This is a genomic window from Mesorhizobium amorphae (genome assembly GCF_014843845.1).
Taxonomy (GTDB): Bacteria; Pseudomonadota; Alphaproteobacteria; order Rhizobiales; family Rhizobiaceae; genus Mesorhizobium; species Mesorhizobium amorphae_A.
The window spans coordinates 50,528-67,398 of sequence record NZ_JHQS01000055.1 but is presented as its reverse complement, the minus strand read 5'-3'; the positions used below and the strand labels follow the sequence as shown (position 1 = coordinate 67,398).

The window sequence follows — 16,871 nt, the reverse complement described above, 5'->3', positions numbered from 1 at the left end:
GCTCAGACGACCCGCTTACCGTCGGCGCCGATCACCACCTCGCCGTCCTCCTTGGTGAAAGAGCCGATATCCGGATTGGGCAGGATGTCGAGAACAGCTTCCGACGGCCGCGCCAGCATGGCGCCGAGCGGCGTCACCACGATCGGCCGGTTGATCAGGATCGGGTGCGCCAGCATGAAATCGAGGATCTCGTCATCGCTCCATTTGGCATCGCCAAGGTTCAGCTCGGCATAGGGCGTGCCGCTCTCGCGCAAGAGCTGGCGCGGCGTCATTCCCATGGCGGCGATCAACTCAATGAGCTTTTCACGCGACGGCGGGTTCTTCAGATATTCGATCACCTCCGGCTCCTCGCCGGACTGGCGGATGATGGCCAGCGTGTTGCGCGAGGTGCCGCATTGAGGGTTGTGATAGATGGTGATGGTCATGCGGCGGGTCTCATCTCTGGCAAGGGTTTCGGTTCGGCAAGCAGCCAGCCGGCCAGCGCCATGGCCAGCTGCGCGCCAACAAGCTCGGCGATGATGAAGGCCGGGACATCGAGCGGCCGGATGCCGGCAAAAGTGTTGGAGAAAGCACGCGCGACGGCGACCGCCGGATTGGCAAAGGAGGTCGAAGCGGTGAACCAGTAGGCTGCGGTGATGTAGAGGCCGACCAGCCACGGGATCGAGTCCGGACGGGCGCGCAGACCGGCAAGGATGGTGAAGACGAGGCCGAAACTAGCGACCAGTTCGGCGATCCACTGCCCCGTGCCGCTTCGCACGGTGGTGGAAAGCTCGACCAGGGGCAGGCCGAACATGGCGTGCGCGATCAGCGTGCCTGCAATGCCGCCGGCGATCTGGGCCAGGACATAGGCCAACGCAGCCTTGGTTTCGATCTCCCGCCGCAACCCAAACACCAGCGTCACCGCCGGGTTGAAATGGGCGCCGGAGACCGGCCCAAGAATAGTGATCAGCACCACCAGAATGGCGCCGGTCGGGATGGTGTTGCCGAGCAGGGCCAATGCCACATCGTCGGTGAGCCGGTCGGCCATGATGCCCGAACCGATGACGGCGGCGACCAGCATCGCGGTGCCGAGGGCTTCGGCGGCAAGACGGCGGGGCAGATCGACGGTCATCCTCAGCCGGCCCTTGGCAGATCACGGCCGATCTCATCCAGCCGCTTCTGCAAGGCCAATTTGTCGACCATGCTCATCGGCAGGCTGACGAAGATCGAGATGCGGTTGTTGAGCATGCGGTAGGCTTCGGCGAAGGCCAGATGCCTTTCCGCATCGGTGCCCTCGACTTCGGCGGGGTCGGGCACGCCCCAATGCGCGGTCATCGGCTGGCCCGGCCAGACCGGACAGGATTCATTGGCGGCGTTGTCGCAGACGGTGAAGACGAAATTCATCTCTGGTGCGCCGGGGGCCGCAAATTCTTCCCAGTCCTTCGAACGGGCAAAGGAGGTGTCGTGGTTGAGCGTCTTCAAGAGCTGCAGCGTGAATGGATGGACCTCGCCCTTGGGATGCGAGCCGGCGGAATAGGCCTTGAACCTGCCGGCGCCGACCCGGTTGAGGATCGCCTCGGCGAGGATCGAGCGCGCCGAATTGCCGGTGCACAGAAACAAGACGTTGTAGATCTGATCTGTCATCAATTCCTCCCTCAGCATTTGCAGGTCACGGCCTGGATCACCGGCTGGCAGAGCTCCGGCGCGCCGTTGCAGCAATCCTCCATCAGGTACGCGAGCAGGTCGCGAAAGCCGGTCATGTCGGCGACATAGCGGATGCTGCGGCCCTCGCGCTCGGCACTGACCAGCCCAGCATGATCGAGCACCTTCAGATGCGCCGACATGGTGTTCTGGACGATGTCGAGCCGCGCAGCGATATCGCCGGCGGGCAAGCCGCCTGCCCCGGTGCGCACCAGCAACCGGAAGACTTCGAGGCGCGTGTCCTGGCCCAGCGCTGCCAATGCGCGAAGAGCTGCTTCCTTGTCCATCCATATATCCATAAATCCGGATTTAAGGATGCCTAGCGCGACCATATGACAGCTGGATGACAGACGGGCGCGGAAACCGGTACGGCGGCAGGGCGTGCGTTGTTGCTAGGCCACGCAGATGCCGGGCACCGCAACCTTCTGGAACAGATGCGGGGACGCGACAGCCGAGGACGGATAGGCCGAGATCTTGGCCCTGAACTGCGGATGCGTGAAGGCGGCGCGGAAGGCAGCGGTCGTTTCCCACACGGCACAGTTCAGATAGGTCGGGCTGTCGCCGAGCGCGCGGTGGAGCTGGGTCGAGATGAAGCCCGGCTGCTGCTTCATGAAGGCCGCATCATCCTGCCACACCTCGAGGAAGGTCTGCTCGTCGGCCTTGTCGAGCGTGAAAAGATTGACCAGCACGACGGCGCCGGCGTCGATCGCGACCTGACGGTCGATGGGGAAGGCAGGGTCCATTGGGCGTATCGCAGTCATCACAAGGCTCCATCTAATTGGTGTTATGGTGTCACTCTGTTATGATGCATACATACCAACTTGACACTATGATGTCAATCACGATATAGGATGACAAATGAGCGAACCCATTCGAACCCCGGCCGGTGAAGCTTTGAACGATCTTGTTCTCGACCTGTTCAGGCTCAACAGCCGAATGCTCGCCGCCGGAGACAGGCTGGTCGCCGACCTTGGCCTGACCAGCGCCCGCTGGCAGGTCCTCGGCGCGATCGTCATCGCCGAGCGGCCGCAGCCGGTCGCCTGGCTGGCGCGCGATCTCGGCGCCAACCGCCAGAACGTGCAGCGGATCGTCAACGACCTGCACAAGGAAGGGCTCGTCGCATTCGGGGCCAACCCGCATCACCAGCGGGCGCAACTCGTCGTTCTGACCGACAAGGGAAGACAGGCCTTCGACGCAGCTATGCGCCTGCAGGCGCCCTGGGTGAACAGGCTCGCCGACGGGCTCGTGGTCAAGGATCTCAACACAATGCACGCCGTGATCACGGCGCTGCGCCGGAAACTCGAAGGAGACATGGATGCGGAAGAGCAGAGCTGACCGCTACGGCACTGTAGCGGTTTCCATTCACTGGCTGAGCGCCATCCTGATCCTGGCCCTGCTCGGCTCCGGCTTCAGCGCCGCCAATGCGATGGATGCTGCTGTGAAGGCCGACCTCCTTCGTTTCCACATTCCGGTGGCGATCATGGTCTTGCTGCTGACGGCATTCCGCATTGTCTGGTGGTGGCGCTTCGATCTGCGGCCGCTTCCCGCGCAAGGTTCGCCAGCCTGGCAGGAACGCATCGCACGCCTTGTGCATGTCGCTTTCTACATCGTCATTCTCGGCATGGCCGCCAGCGGCATCGGCATGATGGTCCTGAGTGGTGCTGCCCCGGTGATCTTCGGCCAGCGCAACGCGACGTTGCCGAACTTCACCGACTATCCGCCGCGCGCGCCGCATGGCTTCGGCGCCTTTGTGCTTGTGGCGCTGCTGGTGTTCCATGCCGGCGCGGCCCTCTACCACCAGTTCATTCGGCGTGACGGGCTGCTCCGGCGCATGTGGTATGGCGCGTAGCCTGATCGCCGCGAAAGTTCTCGTCCTGACGTGACGACACCGAGCCGGTCTATCGACGATAAACCCGCCGATGGTCCGCCAGCACCTCGTCGATAATGGCCCAGGATCTTTCCGCCTCGCGCTGGTTGCCGTCGTGGCCGGAAGCGGTGATCAGGGCTTTCCACAATGCCCAGCCCCGGGCGCGCGCCCAGGTCTGCTCGTCGAGGGCGAGCCCATCGCGGAAGGCTTGCCGACTCTCTCCGGAAAACTCGATCCAGGCGATCACCAGGTCGCAGGCGGGATCGCCGACGGCCGAACTGCCGAAATCGATGACGCCGCGGAGCTTTCCGCCCTCGACCAGCAGATTGCCGGAGGCGATGTCGCCATGGACCCAGACCGGCGGGCGCTGCCACCCGGAGCCAAGCGCGCTTGCCCAAACCTCTTGCGCGGTATCCGTGTCGAGGCGCCCAGTCAGTGCCGACAGTGCTGTACGGGTCTCGGCGTCGTAGACCGCAGGCCGGCCGCCGCGATGGAAATTGTGCTGGCCCGCCGGCGGGCCATCATTGGCATCGATGCGGTAAAGCGCGAGCAGAAAATCGGCCAGCGAGCGGGCGAAGCCCGTGAGATCGGCAATCCCGCCGTTCGCAGCAGGCCTGCCGCGCAGCCAGCCATAGACCGACCAGGGCCAGGGGTAGTCTTGCCCGGGCGCACCCTTGGCCAGCGGCACCGGGATCGGCAGCGGCAGATGCGGCGCGAGCAGGGGCAGCCAGCGCTGCTCCTTCTCGACCTGTGCGGCATAGGACGCCGCGCTCGGCAGGCGCACCGACATGTCGTCGCCGAGGCGGAAGGTGCGATTGTCCCAGCCGCCCGGCTCGACCGGTTCCACCGGCAGGTCCGCCCAGAGAGGAAACTGCGCGGCAATCAGCCGGCGAACGAGGTCGCTATCGATCGAGACATCTTGATGCATTCGAGCACTAACTTACCGATGAAGGTATCCGGTGACACTAGCCAAGGACTCAGCGGCGCAAAACGAGAGCCGTCACCAAAGAACGTTCACCCCTTCACGCCACCCGCTGTGAGGCCCGAGATGATCTTGCGCTGGAAGATCAGCACGAGGACGACGAGCGGCACGGTGACGATCACCGACGCGGCCATGATGTTGCCCCAGGGGATCTCGAACTGCGAACTGCCGGACAGAAGGGCGATGGCGACCGGCACGGTTCGTTGTTCGTTGCTGGAGGTGAAGGTGAGCGCGAAGAGGAATTCGTTCCAGGCGCCGATGAAGGCGAGCAGCCCGGTGGTGACCAGCGCCGGCCACATCAGCGGCAGGAAAACGCGTGTGATGATGATCCATGGCGTCGCGCCGTCGAGGATCGCCGCCTCCTCGATCTCGAGCGGCAGGTCGCGAACGAAAGCGGTGAGCACCCAGACGGTGAACGGCAAAGTGAAGATCATGTAGGAAAAGACCAGCGCCAGTGGCGAGTTGTAGAGGCCAAGCGTGCGGACCAGCTCGAACAGGCCGGCAAGCAGTGCCACCGGCGGGAACATGGAGACGGAGAGGATGGCGAACAGCAGAAGCGAGCGGCCGCGGAAGCGGATGCGCGCCAGCGCGTAGGCGGCGGTGACGCCGAGGAACAGCGAGATGGCGACGACGGCGCCGGAGACGACCAGCGAATTGAGGAGGTTTCGCGGGAAGGTCCCGTCGGTGAGGACGGTCCGGTAATTGGCGAAGCTGATCATCTTCGGCCAATAGTCGACCTCGAACAGCGCCGTCCCCGACTTCAGGCTGGTGACGACGGCGTAGTAGAACGGGAACACCGCGACAATGACGATGACCGCGACGAGCAGGTAGAAAGCGGCACGGCTGACGATCCGCGTGATCAAAGGCCACATGATCAATAGTCCCTGTCCAGCCTGACCCGGCCGAGCCACAGCACGAGCATGGTCAGCAAGGCGAGGATGAGGAAAAGCAGCGTCGAGGCGGCGGAGCCGTAGGCGAATTTGTCGAACTCGAACAGGTTCTCGCGCGCAAACACCGACATCGATTTGGTGTGCGCATTGTTCGGCGTCAGCACATAGATCAGGTCGAAGATGCGCAGCGCATCGAGGCCACGGAAGATCACCGCCACCATCAGCGCCGGCCGGATGAGCGGCAAGGTCACCTTCCAGAACACCCGCCAGGGGCTCACACCATCGATCCGGGCGACCTCGTAGATCTCGCGCGGCAGCATCTGCAGCGCGGCGAGGATGAGAAGCGCCATGAACGGCGTCGTCTTCCAGATATCGACGATGAGGACGGCGACCATTGCCGTATCGGCGCTGGCGGTCCAGGCGATCTTGGTGCTGATCAGGCCGAGGTTGAGCAGCACGTCGTTGATGATGCCGAACTGGTCGTTGAGCATCCACTGCCACATCTTCGCCGAGACGATCGTCGGGATCGCCCAGGGGATGAGGACAGCGGCGCGCACGAAGCCGCGGCCGGGGAATTCGGCGTTGAGCACCAGAGCGACGATCATGCCGAGGACCGTCTCGCAGGTCACCGAGATCAGAGCGAAGCGCACCGTGTTCCAGACGGCGCGCCACCAGGCTGGGTCGACAAGCAGGCCGTCGTAGAGAACCCGGCCGCTCGGCATGCTGAGTACCGAGAAGTAATTGGCAAAGCCAATCCAGCGCCCTGCCTCGAGGTCGGTCAACGAGGTGTCGGTGAAGCTGAAATAGATGGTGCGCAGAAGCGGCCATCCGGCGACAGCGGCGAGCACGATGAGCATAGGGGCAAGGAACAGCCACGCCGAGCGCACGCGCTGGCGCATCAGCCGAGAGCGCGCCTGCATCACCAGGCGGCGCCCTTGAGCTTCGTCAGCGTCACTTCGAGATCGGCGAGGTTGTCGGCGGCCGTGCCTTCGCCGGAGAGCGTCTTGTGCACGGCGGTCCAGAACGCGTTGGACACCTCATTGTACCTGACCTTGGCCTCATTCGAAGGACGCGGCACGGCGTTGAGGAAGACCTCCTTCCAGCGCGGGATGACCGGTTGCTCCCTGGCGATGTCGGCATCGTCGTAGAGAGCCTGGATGGTCGGCAGATAGGATGCCTTCAGCGCGCGGTACTTCTGCATCTCGGGCGACGCGACCCATTTGACCAGCTCGATCGCTGCATCCGTGTTCTTCGAATATCTGGAAACGGCGAGGTTCCAGCCGCCGAGCGTCGCCGCCGAGCGGGCGCCCTCGCCCGACCCGGGCGGCAGCGTGGTCACGTCGAACTTGCCCTTGATGGGCGAGCCTTCGCTCTCGCCCAGCGAATAGGCGTAGGGCCAGTTGCGCATGAAGACGGCGTTGCCGGTCTGCCAGACGCCGCGCGACTCTTCCTCCTGGTAGGCGAGAACGCCCGGAGGCGCGATGGTGCCCACCCAGCCCTTGGCCATGTCGAGGGCGGCCGCCGCCTTCGGATTGTTGATCGAGACCGTGCCGTCCGGCTCGATGATCTGCCCGCCGCCGTTCGACATCACCCATTCGAGCGCGTCGCAGGTCAGCCCCTCATAGGCGTTGCCCTGGAAGACAAAACCCCAAATGTCCTTGTGGCCGGCCTCTCGTTCCTTGTCCATGACGAGCTTGGCGGTGGCGGCAAGCTCGCTCCAGCTTCCCGGCAGCTTGGCGCCATACTTATCCAGCAGGTCCTTGCGGTAGTAGAGCGCCGGTGCGTCGGTGAATATCGGCAGCGCCACCAGCTTGCCGTCGACGGTCTGCGACTGGATGATCGACGGGAAATGGGCCGCAACGACATCCTTGGTCGCCGCAGTCAGGTCGACAAGCTGGCTGGCCAGCTGCGGCGCCCAGATGACGTCGGTCTGATAGACGTCGATGTCGCCGTTGTGGGCGGCGAGCCAGAGCCTGTATTGGCCGAACTGGTCCGTGGTCGAGGTCGGCATCGGAATGATGGTGACCTTGTTGCCGCTTTTCTTCTCGTACTGGTCAAGGATGTCGCGAAGCACCTTCAGGCCATTGCCGGTGTCGCCCGACACGATGGAGAGGTCGACGGCCCGGGCCGGGCTGGCAGCGAGTACAGCGGCGACGGCAAACGCAAGCAGTGCGTGAAAGAACTTCATGGCGGCGGGTCTCCTCCGGCAGCCGACCAAAACGGACAGGCCATGCCTGACCGTGCCGGCTGCTCACGAAGCGCCCCGCCCTCCCCGCATTGAACTGCGAAGATGCGTGTTGGGTTCCCTATAACGGCCGGTTCATTTTCGACTTGTGGTTGCCTTACGCGGCAGCGCGCCAGGCGCCCGGCGACAGGCCCTTGATGGTCTTGAACACTCTTGTCAGATGGCTCTGGTCGGCAAAGCCGGTCGCGACGGCGATTTCGGCAAGCGGCATGTCGGTTCGCATCAGTGCTGACGCGGCGCGGATGCGGCGGTCGCGCAGATATTGTCCCGGCGTCATGCAAGCTGCGCGATGGAAGTCGCGAATGACCTGGAAGCGGCTGACGCCGGCTGCGCTGGCCAGGCGCGCGAGATCGAAGCCGGCGGCGAGATCGGCCTCGATCAATTCGCCATAGAGGCGGAAACGCCTGACCGCCTCGCCGCCGTCCGATGCATGAATGTTGCCTTTGCCGTCGCCGAAGCGGCTGACCAGCTCGCGCAGCACCAGTAGCATCGCTGCTTCCTGCTCAAGCGCCTGCCCCGCCAGACGGTGCGCGTGCACGAAGGCCCGCGCCAGGTCGGGCGCCTGCAAAATTCCCTCGGCGAACATCGGCAAGCCCGGCAATTCCAGATCCTCGGCGATCTCGCCCATCAAGGCCACATCGGGATAGCAGGTGCGGTAGGCCCAGCCGGAGGCGCAGCCCTTCTCGCCGTCATGCGGTTCTTCCGGATTGACGGCGATGATCGAGCCCGCCGGCGCCAGATGATTGCGGCGGCCGATCCTCAGCTTTTCGACGCCGCCGACGACGACACCGAAGACATAGGTCGGGTGTGTGTGCAGCGCGTAGGCATGGTCGCGGTAGCGGGCGGCGAGCATTTCGAGACCGCCAAGGCCGGCATGCCGCGTCAGCCGCGCTGCTTGGCGTTCTCTCTGTTCGCTGGCGTCGCTCATGGTGCCCCAGCCTTCTCGAAAGCACGCGGCCCGTCAATCCCGTTCAAGACCGAAAGCCAGGCAACCGGGTATCCCAAGCGACACAGGACGCGGAGATTTGATCATGCAGGAGAACGACAGGGTGACGGCGATCGTGCCGGAGGCGATCGGCTGGCGGCGGCACATCCATGCCAATCCGGAGCTGGGCTTTGCCGAACACGAGACGGCGGCCTTCGTCGCGGGAAAGCTTAGAGAATTCGGCCTTTCCGTTCATACCGACGTCAGCGCAACCGCAGTGGTGGCCACGCTGACCAAGGGCACAAGCCGCCGGTCGATCGCGCTGCGCGCCGAGCTCGACGCCTTGCCGATCACGGAAGCCGCCGGTGTCGACTATGCCTCGCGCAAGGACGGCGTCATGCATGCCTGCGGCCATGACGGCCATATGGCGATGCTGCTCGGCGCCGCAAAGCTGCTTGCCGAGAGCGGTAATTTTGACGGCACGGTGGTGTTCGTGTTCCAGCCGGCCGAGGAGGTGCTGGGCGGTGGCAAGACGATGATCGAGGACGGGCTGCTTGACCGTTTTCCGGTCGAGCAGGTGTTTGCGGTCCACAACTGGCCGGGCTTTCCGGAAGGCCATGTCGGCGTGCGGTCCGGGCCGCAAATGGCGGCGGTCGACGATTTCGAGATCGCCTTTTGCGGCAACGGCTGCCACGCGGCGATGCCGCATCTGGGCGACGATCCGCTGCTGGCGGCAGCAAGCTTCGTCACCGCCATCCAGCGCCTGGTCAGCCGCAGCGTCGATCCGCTGTCGCCCATTGTGCTGTCGGTGACGCAAATCCATGGCGGCCGCTTCAACAATTTCGTGCCAGGCGAGGTGAAGGTCGAGGGCACCTGCCGCTTCTACGACTGGGCGCTGTCGGATCATTGCGCTGCCGAGATCGAGCGCGTGGCGCAGGCCTGCGCGGCAATGCACGGGGCGAGCGCCGCGCTCACCTACAAGCGTGGCTATCCGCCGGTGGTGAATCCGCCTGATGGCGCGGCGCTCGCGGCAGCGGCCGCCGCTGAGACGATCGGCGCGGATCGTGTCCTTACCGAGTTCCAGCCGAGCATGGGCTGCGAGGATTTTGCCTATTTGCTGCAAGCCGTCGGCGACGGCGCCTATGCCTGGATCGGCGCCGGCGATGTCGGCGCGGGCGAAGGACTGCATGGCGACCGCTTCGTCTTCAACGACGCCGTCATCCCGATCGGCATCCGCTTCTTCCTCAACGTCGTCGAGCGCGCGCTGCCCCGCGGGCGGTAGCGCTCGCGCCGTTGCCAAGCGCTCGGATTTCGCGCAACGCTCGCCGCGACCTTAACCATTGCGAACAGCCTGCCGATGCCGGGGCCCGATAACACCATACTCGTCACCGGGGCTCGCGCGCCGGTGGCGCTGCATCTGGCGCGGCTGCTGCATGGCGCAGGACGCAGGGTGATCCTGGCCGACAGCCCGGCCCACCCGATCGCCGCCGCCAGCAGCGCCTGCGCGCGCTATCACCGCCTGCCGCCGCCGCGCTTTGCGCCGGCGGCCTACGCCGAAGCGGTCGAGGTGCTGGTGCGGGCCGAAGGCGTCAAGTTGGTCATCCCGACCTGCGAGGAGGTGTTTTACCTCGCCCTTGCCTGGCGCGAGCGTGCCATCCCTGCCCGCCTGTTCGCGCCGGGTATCGAGCTACTTGCCCAGGTCCACAACAAATACGCCTTCATCCGCCTGGCCAAGAGTTTTGGCCTGGCCGTGCCGGAGACGACGCTGCTGCAATCGACCGCCGATCTGGAGGCGGTGCGCTGCCGCTCGCGCGAGCTGGTCTTCAAGCCGGTCTGGTCGCGCTTCGCCAGCCAGGTGCTGCTCCGCCCCTCGCCCGGCGCGCTCGACGCCATCCGTCCGTCGCCCGCCGCACCCTGGGTGGCGCAGCGTTTCGTGCCCGGCGACGAGATCAGCGCCTATGCGGTGGCGCGCGACGGCGCCCTCAAGGCGTTCTCGCTCTACCGTTCGCTCTATCGCGCCGGCAGGGGTGCCGGCATCTACTTCGAGCGGGTCGAGGATGCGGCCGCGCGGCATCTGGTCGAACTCATCGTCGCGGCAACGGGCTGGAACGGGCAGATCTCCCTCGACCTGATGCGCGAGGCGGACGGCCGCGTGCTGCCGCTGGAGTGCAATCCGCGCGCCGTCAGCGGCCTGCATTTCTTTCGCGATCCGTCGCGCTTCGCCGACGCTATGCTGGGGGACGGCGCGGAGGTGAAGCCCGATGTTGTCGCTCCGCAGACGGTGCGGCTCGCCATGCGGATGTACGGGCTGCCGGCGGCGCTGCGTTCCGGTGGGCTTCGTGATTTCCGTCAGGCGATGCGCGAGGCCGACGACTTGCTCGACTGGCCCGATGACCCCGCACCGAAGAAAGCGCAGTGGCGGGCGCTGGCGGAGATCGCAGGCACGGCATGGCGCGAGCGCATCAGCCTGCAGGCAGCCTCGACCCGCGATATGGAATGGAACGGCCCGCTGCAGAGTTGAATCATCCGATTCAGGAAACCTGGCTATCCTGTTGCCAAGGCTTGGCTTTTCCGCAGGCTGCGCCCTCAGCCGGCGCCAGCGTTTCTGTTACGCTGGCGTCACAGGCTCATTGACCATGGCCTCGATGTTGTAGCCATCGGGATCAAGAACAAAGCAGGCATAGTAGTTCACGGCATAGTCCGGACGCGGGCCGGGCGCGCCATTGTCGGTGGCACCCGCGTCGAGAGCAGCCCGATAAAACGCCTCGACCTCTGCCTTGCTGTTGACCCGGAAAGCGACGTGCAAATGCGTCAGGGGTGGTTTGCTGTCCGATGTCTGGATCTCGAACAGGGCGCCGTCGCCAACATCAAAGGCCCAGAACACGCCCTCCTTGCCGAACGAGAGGCGATATCCCAAAGGCTCAAGCGCTCTCTCGTAGAAGAGCTTGCTCGTCTGCAGGTCGCTGACCGCGATGGTTATGTGATCGATCACGTCTTGGGCGCTCCAGGAAGGCGGACTTTGCCAGGGAAGCTAGCACTTATCGGAGGGTCGAAAACAGGCATCATTCCGAAAACCGGCTTTCGCTAAAGCTCGATCTGGTGGACGCGCGGCCTGGCCGCGGATGCCGGCATCTCGCCGTCCATGATGGCGGCGATGTCGCGGCGCAGGAAATCGAGCGGACCGATCGCCGGGCGCGCCGGCGGCTCGAAGCGGGCGTTGTCGCTCGCCGATTTCAGCACGCGGCGATCCTGCTCGAGGGCGATGTTGAACAGCGGCTTGAAGGCGAGCGCCTTGATCTCGCCGAGCCATCCCTGGCGCGGGCCGATCAGCCAGCCGACACCCTCGACGGTGCGCTCGTCGGCCTGGCGCAAATGGAAGGTCGTGGCCAGCGCCAGCCCGCCCTTGCCCCAATATTCCAGCTCGGCGATGCCGGGGTGGCGGAAGCGGCCGATGGTTTTCGCCCGCTCGCCCTCCAGCAGCCGACTGATCAGTCCTTGCTGGCGCTCCTCGCCGGTGTAGCAGGCCTCGACCCAGCCCTCCCCGCCGGTCACTTCGACGCGCACGAGATGGCGCTTCGAACTCAGGCCGCGCAGCAGGCCCTTGTGGGTGAAGTGGGTGTGGGTGGCATCGAGGATGTTCTCGGCCGCGTCGACGACCGTCGATTGGGTCGAGGAGCGCACCCGCCGCACGACGATGTCCTTGCCCTGCATGCAGTGGAGATAGGGTTCGCTCTCAGGCGCGCCCGACGACACGAAGACGACGCCGTCGCGTTCGATGGCGCTAAAGCTGCGCACCCGGTAGTGCGGCATCTCGCCGACATGGCCGGGAATGGCGGTGCAGCGTCCGTCGCCATTGTAGCGCCAGCCGTGATAGGGGCATTCGATCTCGCCGCCGACCACCTTGCCGGTCGACAGTTCGACCAGCCGGTGCGGGCAGCGGTCGAAAAGCGCTGCAATGCCTTGCTCCGAGCGGAACAGCACCAGCGGCGCGCCGTCGAACAGGATGCGCTTCGGCTTGTCCCTGATGTCGGTCGACAGCGCCACCGCCTGCCAATGATTCTTGCTTTTTTGGCGCTCGCTCATAGTTCGAACCTCCTGAGCAGCGGGATGCCGATCCGCGCCAGCACGGTTTCCATGATGCGGATCGCCACGCGGCGGCGGCGCGGCAGATGGCCGGCATAGACGGCGTTGTACTCGATCGCCGGTACGGCGCCGCGCCGGCGTTTGAAGTCGGCGGCACCGGCGCTCATGTTGAAGAACAGGCCGCGCGCCGTGGCATGGTCCTGCGCCATCGCCATCACCATGCGGTAGAGGCCTTCCTCGATCGGCAGGCCGGTGTCGTAGCCGACGATCGGCTGGGTCAGCGTGCGGCCGTTCTCGAACAGGGCGGTCACGGCGACAAGCTCACCACCCGGCCGGCGCAGGCCTGCCAGGCTGATTATGCCGCGGCGGTGCATCTCCGCAATGTAGCGGGCGGTGTAATGCGGATTGAGCGGCGTGTATTTGTCGAGATAGAGCATGCGGTAGAGTTCTTCTGAGCGCGCATAGTCGGCCTCGCCGAAATCGGCATTGCTGACCCTCTCGAAGCCGGTCATGCGCAGCCGCTTGCGGTCGCGCTTCATGTCGTTGGTCATGGCCGGCGCGGCGCTGCGGTCGGCAAAGATGTAGATCTGGCGCGCCGCCAGCATGCGAAAGCCTTCGGCCTTCAACGCCGCGATGGTCGCGGGATCGGCGATCTCGTTCAGCGAACGGATGACGATGGCGCGGTCGAGGAACCGCGCGGCAAGGTTGGCGCGCAGTGCGATGACCGCGGCGCGGTCGAGCAGAGGCACCGGATTGGTCGAATAGAGCCAGTTGTTGACCTGCACCTGATGGTCGAGACCGCTCGCCCTGACCAGCGGCGCGCAAGCGCCGATCAATGCCCGAAGCGCCCGCCGCAGCAAGGGGTGCGCGACGAAATTGCGTGTCTCGTCGACGGCATAGTCGATATAGGCGCTGGACGGGCAGCAGATGTAACAATTCGGCGCCTCGCTGGCGTCGTTCAGCGTCAGCGGGAAGGCGCGGCCGGCGATCTCCAAGGTCTCGACCGAGACCGTCAGATTGGCAACGAGATCATGCACCGGGATGTCGTTGAAAAGCTCGACGAATGCCCGGACCTTGGCGGGGCTGTTCTCGACCCGGTCCGCCTGCTGAAGCGGGATTTCCAACGTGGCAGCATCCGGCCGGCTCACCGCGCCACCCGACATTCGACACGGCGCAGCTTGCCGACGGTCTCCAGCGGCAGCGGCACGCGGATAAGAGCGACCGTCGCGGCAGACTTTCGCACCGCCAACAGCGCCAACACCGCCTGATGCGCGGCGGCTGCGGCTTCGTCATCGAGATCAGGCGCGAGCCTGAGCTCGATCGCATCGGGCGCGGTCTGGATCAGGCGGAAATCGTCGATGCGGCGGTCGGCCTTGAGCACGGCGTTGCGCAGGATGTCGGGTGTCAGCAGGATCGGCCCATCCGCCGAGGCAAGCCGGAAGACATCGTCCATGCGGCCGACGATCTCGTCCACGGTGCGCAGCGGCGAGCCGCAACGGCATGGAGCATCCGACAGCCGTAACAGGTCGTTCATCCTGTATCGCGCCATGATCTGTGTCTGGCGGCGGAAGGCGGTGACCAAAGGCGTGACCAACCCGTCGCCGGCCGGCTCGAATTCGAAGAAGACCGAGTCTTCCGCAAGATGCAGCCCGCCCTGCCGGCAGGTCACCGCGAACAGCCCTTCGGTCGCCATGTAGATCTGGTCGAGCGGCAGCCGGAAGAAGGCCTCGATAACAGTACGATCGACCGGATCGAGCGTCTCAGCCGCCGAAAAGACGCGATGCGGCGAGAGCCGGAAGTCGGCTGCGGCGAAGTACCGGAGCATCTTGGGCGGCGCGATGATCACCGTCGGCGCGAAATCCTCGAGTGCTGCGCGCCAATGTTCGGGTCCGAGCGTCAGGTCGAAGAAGCGCAAGTCGATACGCCGGGATTTGCGCGCGCTGTCGTAGAGGCCGGTGTTCTGCGGCAGGATCACGGCGACGCGCATGCCGTGCCAGAGCAGGTCCGGCACCGCCTTGGCCAGGATCGTCCCCAGCCAGCGGTATTTTTCCACCTCGGAAATGACGAACAGGCCGCGATTGCCCGATGTGCCGGTGCTTGCTCCGACCGTCAGGTCGCCGAGGCGGCCATCGGCGGAAGCGGCGGCCCAGGCATCGCGGGCCGACACACCGCCGATGTTGAAGCGCTCGAAATTCGCCATCAGCAGCGCCTTGTCGGTCACCGGCAGCTCGCCGAGGTGATGCGGTGCCTTGCCATAGAATGGCGCCAGCGGCAGGTCGCGGTCGAGCCAGCGGCGCAAGGTGCGCGCCTGCCAGCGCTCGAAGGCGGGACGGCTCTTGCGCGACACCCATCGAGTGACGGCAAACGACCGGAGCGCTTCGGCGAGCCCGTTCATCCGCTCGCGCCGCCCAGGTCATATTGCGTCGGCGCCGGATCATGGCAGAGCATGACCTCGCCGCCGGCCGAGAGAAAACGGCGCAGCATGGCGCTGGTCGGCTCGATGGAGGCAAAATCCTCGGCCAGCAGGCTTGCCGGAAAACCTGGCGTCCGCTCCTCCTTCAGCGCGCCGAGCAACCACTGCACATCGACGGCGTAGAGCAGTGGACGCTCCATATTGGGGAGGAGCAGGCCGAACTGGCCGTCGGCATGGCCGGGAAGGTCGACCGCCACCACGCTGCCGTCACCGAACAGGTCGGCCCCGCCGGGCATACCATCGTGGGGTGCTATCTGTTGCTTTGACGACAGTCCGTCGAGCCGGCTCTCGAAATCAGCCGGAAACAGTTCGGTGAATACGCCATGGCGCAAATTCTGCCAGGCTGTCCGTGCCTTCAGCCGCGCCCAGGCCGCATCGCTGGCGATGAAGCGAGCCTTGGGAAACAGCGACAGGCCCGAGATATGGTCGGCATGGAAATGGGTGACGATGACGGCGCTGATGTCGCTGGGCGCAAGGCCAAGGCGGGCCAGCACGGGCAGCATCTGCCCGGCCGCATTGAGCTCGGGCTTCAGCAGCGCCCCGTAAAGGCGCAGCATCGTGCCGCGTCCCGGCCCGGTGACCGCTTCGGGCGTGTAGCCGGTGTCGACAAGCACCGGCCCGGCGACGGGATGCAGGATCAGCCCGTAGCGGACGCGCAGCCGCACGCTCTTCCAGCTGCCGCCGCGCAGGATGAGCCGTTCGGCCGCACTCACCCAGGCGCTGTTGGCAAAGACGATCTTCACGCCAGGCCTCCCCGGGTGAAGGTACGGTCGAGCCCTGCCTCGAAGGAGATTTTCGGCGCCCAGCCCAGCACGCGCTTCGCCTTCGCAAGGTCGAGGCTCTGGGCATAGGCGAACAGGCCGAGTCCATAGCGCGTCACCGCCGGTTCGGGACGACCGGGCAGTCGCAGCGCCACCGCCTCCATTACACCTGCGGCCAGCATCGCCGGCCACAGCGGCATCTTGCGCCAGCGCGCCGCAAAACCGGCCCGCGCGCAGGCCGCGTCGGCGATGCGGCGCACCGGCAGCACCTCGCCGCCGGAGACGTTGAAGATCTGGCCTTCGGCCTGGCCCGGCGCCGACAAGGCGGCCAGCACGGCGTCGACGACATCGCCGACATAAGTGAGATCGATGCGCGCCCGGCCGTCGCGAAACAGCGGCAGCGGACGGCTTTTTGCGGCCTTGAGCAGGCGCGGCAGCAGTGCACGATCGCCGGCACCGTAGATGCCGCGTGGCCTGAGCACCACCGGGTGGCTGACAGGCGCGGCCAGCACGAGCCTCTCGGCCTCACGCTTGGTGCGGGCATAGTGGTTGACCGGGTCAGGCAAGGCCGCGTCTTCGGCGAGATCGAGCTGGTCGCGATAGGCGAAGCACACCGAGGGGCTGGAGATGTGGACGAAGCGGCCGATGCCTTGCCGCGTCGCGAAATCGAGGAGGTTGCGGGTTGCCGTCACATTGGCCGCCTCGAAATCCGCGAGCCGGCCGAACGGCGCCGACAGTGCGGCGCAATGAACGATCCGGTCGACCTTGCCGAGCCGTTGATCGAGTTTCGTGTCCAAAGGCGCCGACAGATCATGACGGATGAGTTGATGGCCCTCTGCTTCCAGCATGGCACAGCGCGCCGCGTCACGACCAAAGCCAAACACCGGGGTACCGGAGGCCGCCAGCCGCGCCATGACGTGTGCGCCGAGGAAGCCGCTGGCGCCGGTGACGAGCACATGTCCCAT

Annotated in this window: 20 protein-coding genes; 4 read left to right on the top strand and 16 right to left on the bottom strand. The window is 65.5% G+C overall.

Features of this window, described 5'->3' with window-relative positions:
- Positions 1-2 precede the first annotated feature (2 nt).
- The 5 genes from arsC to DH08_RS22210 all read right to left on the bottom strand — a co-directional run bounded on the left by arsC (position 3) and on the right by DH08_RS22210 (position 2,441).
- The gene (gene arsC, locus DH08_RS22230) at positions 3-425 is read right to left on the bottom strand and encodes an arsenate reductase (glutaredoxin) (RefSeq protein ID WP_192181333.1); all 423 of its coding nucleotides are present in this window, start codon (positions 423-425) and stop codon (positions 3-5) included.
- Positions 422-1,111, bottom strand: coding sequence for an aquaporin (locus DH08_RS22225; protein ID WP_192181332.1), 690 nt, complete (start codon positions 1,109-1,111; stop codon positions 422-424). Before DH08_RS22225 ends, arsC begins: the two co-directional genes overlap by 4 nt.
- A 2-nt stretch (positions 1,112-1,113) precedes the next feature.
- Positions 1,114-1,623, bottom strand: a complete 510-nt coding sequence (locus DH08_RS22220; RefSeq protein WP_192181331.1) for an arsenate reductase ArsC — start codon at positions 1,621-1,623, stop codon at positions 1,114-1,116.
- Between the two features lie 11 nt (positions 1,624-1,634).
- Positions 1,635-1,967 (bottom strand): ArsR/SmtB family transcription factor, encoded by a 333-nt coding sequence (locus DH08_RS22215; RefSeq protein WP_192181330.1) that lies wholly within the window; start codon positions 1,965-1,967, stop codon positions 1,635-1,637.
- Positions 1,968-2,072: 105 nt separating this feature from the next.
- Positions 2,073-2,441, bottom strand: a complete 369-nt coding sequence (locus DH08_RS22210; RefSeq protein ID WP_192181329.1) for an antibiotic biosynthesis monooxygenase family protein — start codon at positions 2,439-2,441, stop codon at positions 2,073-2,075.
- A 97-nt stretch (positions 2,442-2,538) separates the two neighbouring features.
- Between DH08_RS22210 and DH08_RS22205 the strand changes: the two genes are divergently transcribed.
- Together DH08_RS22205 and DH08_RS22200 are read left to right on the top strand one after the other, a co-directional pair.
- Positions 2,539-3,015, top strand: a complete 477-nt coding sequence (locus DH08_RS22205) for a MarR family winged helix-turn-helix transcriptional regulator (protein ID WP_192181328.1) — start codon at positions 2,539-2,541, stop codon at positions 3,013-3,015.
- Positions 2,996-3,529, top strand: coding sequence for a cytochrome b (locus tag DH08_RS22200; RefSeq protein WP_192181327.1), 534 nt, complete (start codon positions 2,996-2,998; stop codon positions 3,527-3,529). Before DH08_RS22205 ends, DH08_RS22200 begins: the two co-directional genes overlap by 20 nt.
- A 49-nt stretch (positions 3,530-3,578) precedes the next feature.
- On the opposite strand, the gene DH08_RS22195 is transcribed toward DH08_RS22200, so the two are convergent.
- The 5 genes from DH08_RS22195 to DH08_RS22175 form a co-directional block, all read right to left on the bottom strand.
- Positions 3,579-4,475 carry an aminoglycoside phosphotransferase family protein gene (locus DH08_RS22195; RefSeq protein ID WP_192181326.1) on the bottom strand — a complete coding sequence of 299 codons (897 nt, stop codon included), beginning with the start codon at positions 4,473-4,475 and terminating at the stop codon, positions 3,579-3,581.
- A gap of 86 nt (positions 4,476-4,561) precedes the next feature.
- Positions 4,562-5,389: an ABC transporter permease subunit gene (locus DH08_RS22190; RefSeq protein ID WP_192181351.1), complete on the bottom strand. Its 828-nt coding sequence runs from the start codon at positions 5,387-5,389 to the stop codon at positions 4,562-4,564.
- A 14-nt stretch (positions 5,390-5,403) separates the two neighbouring features.
- Positions 5,404-6,339: a carbohydrate ABC transporter permease gene (locus DH08_RS22185; protein WP_192181325.1), complete on the bottom strand. Its 936-nt coding sequence runs from the start codon at positions 6,337-6,339 to the stop codon at positions 5,404-5,406.
- Entirely contained in the window at positions 6,339-7,607 is a 1,269-nt protein-coding gene (locus DH08_RS22180) for an ABC transporter substrate-binding protein (RefSeq protein WP_192181324.1), read from the bottom strand. Before DH08_RS22180 ends, DH08_RS22185 begins: the two co-directional genes overlap by 1 nt.
- A 154-nt stretch (positions 7,608-7,761) precedes the next feature.
- On the bottom strand, positions 7,762-8,592 hold the full coding sequence (locus tag DH08_RS22175; RefSeq protein ID WP_192181323.1) for a helix-turn-helix transcriptional regulator: 831 nt from the start codon (positions 8,590-8,592) through the stop codon (positions 7,762-7,764).
- Between the two features lie 103 nt (positions 8,593-8,695).
- Between DH08_RS22175 and DH08_RS22170 the strand changes: the two genes are divergently transcribed.
- The gene (locus DH08_RS22170) at positions 8,696-9,871 is read left to right on the top strand and encodes an amidohydrolase (protein WP_192181322.1); all 1,176 of its coding nucleotides are present in this window, start codon (positions 8,696-8,698) and stop codon (positions 9,869-9,871) included.
- Positions 9,872-9,946: 75 nt separating this feature from the next.
- A complete protein-coding gene (locus DH08_RS22165) occupies positions 9,947-11,110 on the top strand; it encodes an ATP-grasp domain-containing protein (protein WP_192181321.1) in 1,164 nt (387 codons plus the stop codon).
- A gap of 87 nt (positions 11,111-11,197) precedes the next feature.
- Here DH08_RS22165 and DH08_RS22160 read toward each other — a convergent pair whose 3' ends face one another.
- From DH08_RS22160 to DH08_RS22135, 6 genes are all read right to left on the bottom strand, one after another.
- Positions 11,198-11,581 (bottom strand): VOC family protein, encoded by a 384-nt coding sequence (locus tag DH08_RS22160; RefSeq protein WP_192181320.1) that lies wholly within the window; start codon positions 11,579-11,581, stop codon positions 11,198-11,200.
- A gap of 92 nt (positions 11,582-11,673) precedes the next feature.
- Positions 11,674-12,672 carry a Rieske 2Fe-2S domain-containing protein gene (locus tag DH08_RS22155; RefSeq protein ID WP_192181319.1) on the bottom strand — a complete coding sequence of 333 codons (999 nt, stop codon included), beginning with the start codon at positions 12,670-12,672 and terminating at the stop codon, positions 11,674-11,676.
- Positions 12,669-13,796 (bottom strand): GNAT family N-acetyltransferase, encoded by a 1,128-nt coding sequence (locus DH08_RS22150; protein ID WP_246800957.1) that lies wholly within the window; start codon positions 13,794-13,796, stop codon positions 12,669-12,671. The genes DH08_RS22155 and DH08_RS22150 overlap by 4 nt, the downstream gene beginning before the upstream one ends.
- Before the next feature lie 20 nt (positions 13,797-13,816).
- Complete coding sequence (locus tag DH08_RS22145; protein WP_192181317.1) at positions 13,817-15,067, bottom strand: F390 synthetase-related protein; 1,251 nt, start codon at positions 15,065-15,067, stop codon at positions 13,817-13,819.
- A complete protein-coding gene (locus tag DH08_RS22140) occupies positions 15,064-15,888 on the bottom strand; it encodes an MBL fold metallo-hydrolase (RefSeq protein ID WP_192181316.1) in 825 nt (274 codons plus the stop codon). Before DH08_RS22140 ends, DH08_RS22145 begins: the two co-directional genes overlap by 4 nt.
- A complete protein-coding gene (locus DH08_RS22135; protein WP_192181315.1) occupies positions 15,885-16,871 on the bottom strand; it encodes an NAD-dependent epimerase/dehydratase family protein in 987 nt (328 codons plus the stop codon). Before DH08_RS22135 ends, DH08_RS22140 begins: the two co-directional genes overlap by 4 nt.

What these genes read in the sequence shown, in the direction of transcription:
- arsC (WP_192181333.1), bottom strand. Translation starts at nt 425, where the DNA reads ATGACCATCACCATCTATCACAACCCTCAATGCGGCACCTCGCGCAAC.
- DH08_RS22225 (WP_192181332.1), bottom strand. Translation starts at nt 1,111, where the DNA reads ATGACCGTCGATCTGCCCCGCCGTCTTGCCGCCGAAGCCCTCGGCACC.
- DH08_RS22220 (WP_192181331.1), bottom strand. Translation starts at nt 1,623, where the DNA reads ATGACAGATCAGATCTACAACGTCTTGTTTCTGTGCACCGGCAATTCG.
- DH08_RS22215 (WP_192181330.1), bottom strand. Translation starts at nt 1,967, where the DNA reads ATGGACAAGGAAGCAGCTCTTCGCGCATTGGCAGCGCTGGGCCAGGAC.
- DH08_RS22210 (WP_192181329.1), bottom strand. Translation starts at nt 2,441, where the DNA reads ATGACTGCGATACGCCCAATGGACCCTGCCTTCCCCATCGACCGTCAG.
- DH08_RS22205 (WP_192181328.1), top strand. Translation starts at nt 2,539, where the DNA reads ATGAGCGAACCCATTCGAACCCCGGCCGGTGAAGCTTTGAACGATCTT.
- DH08_RS22200 (WP_192181327.1), top strand. Translation starts at nt 2,996, where the DNA reads ATGCGGAAGAGCAGAGCTGACCGCTACGGCACTGTAGCGGTTTCCATT.
- DH08_RS22195 (WP_192181326.1), bottom strand. Translation starts at nt 4,475, where the DNA reads ATGCATCAAGATGTCTCGATCGATAGCGACCTCGTTCGCCGGCTGATT.
- DH08_RS22185 (WP_192181325.1), bottom strand. Translation starts at nt 6,339, where the DNA reads ATGCAGGCGCGCTCTCGGCTGATGCGCCAGCGCGTGCGCTCGGCGTGG.
- DH08_RS22180 (WP_192181324.1), bottom strand. Translation starts at nt 7,607, where the DNA reads ATGAAGTTCTTTCACGCACTGCTTGCGTTTGCCGTCGCCGCTGTACTC.
- DH08_RS22175 (WP_192181323.1), bottom strand. Translation starts at nt 8,592, where the DNA reads ATGAGCGACGCCAGCGAACAGAGAGAACGCCAAGCAGCGCGGCTGACG.
- DH08_RS22170 (WP_192181322.1), top strand. Translation starts at nt 8,696, where the DNA reads ATGCAGGAGAACGACAGGGTGACGGCGATCGTGCCGGAGGCGATCGGC.
- DH08_RS22165 (WP_192181321.1), top strand. Translation starts at nt 9,947, where the DNA reads ATGCCGGGGCCCGATAACACCATACTCGTCACCGGGGCTCGCGCGCCG.
- DH08_RS22155 (WP_192181319.1), bottom strand. Translation starts at nt 12,672, where the DNA reads ATGAGCGAGCGCCAAAAAAGCAAGAATCATTGGCAGGCGGTGGCGCTG.
- DH08_RS22145 (WP_192181317.1), bottom strand. Translation starts at nt 15,067, where the DNA reads ATGAACGGGCTCGCCGAAGCGCTCCGGTCGTTTGCCGTCACTCGATGG.
- DH08_RS22135 (WP_192181315.1), bottom strand. Translation starts at nt 16,871, where the DNA reads ATGGGACATGTGCTCGTCACCGGCGCCAGCGGCTTCCTCGGCGCACAC.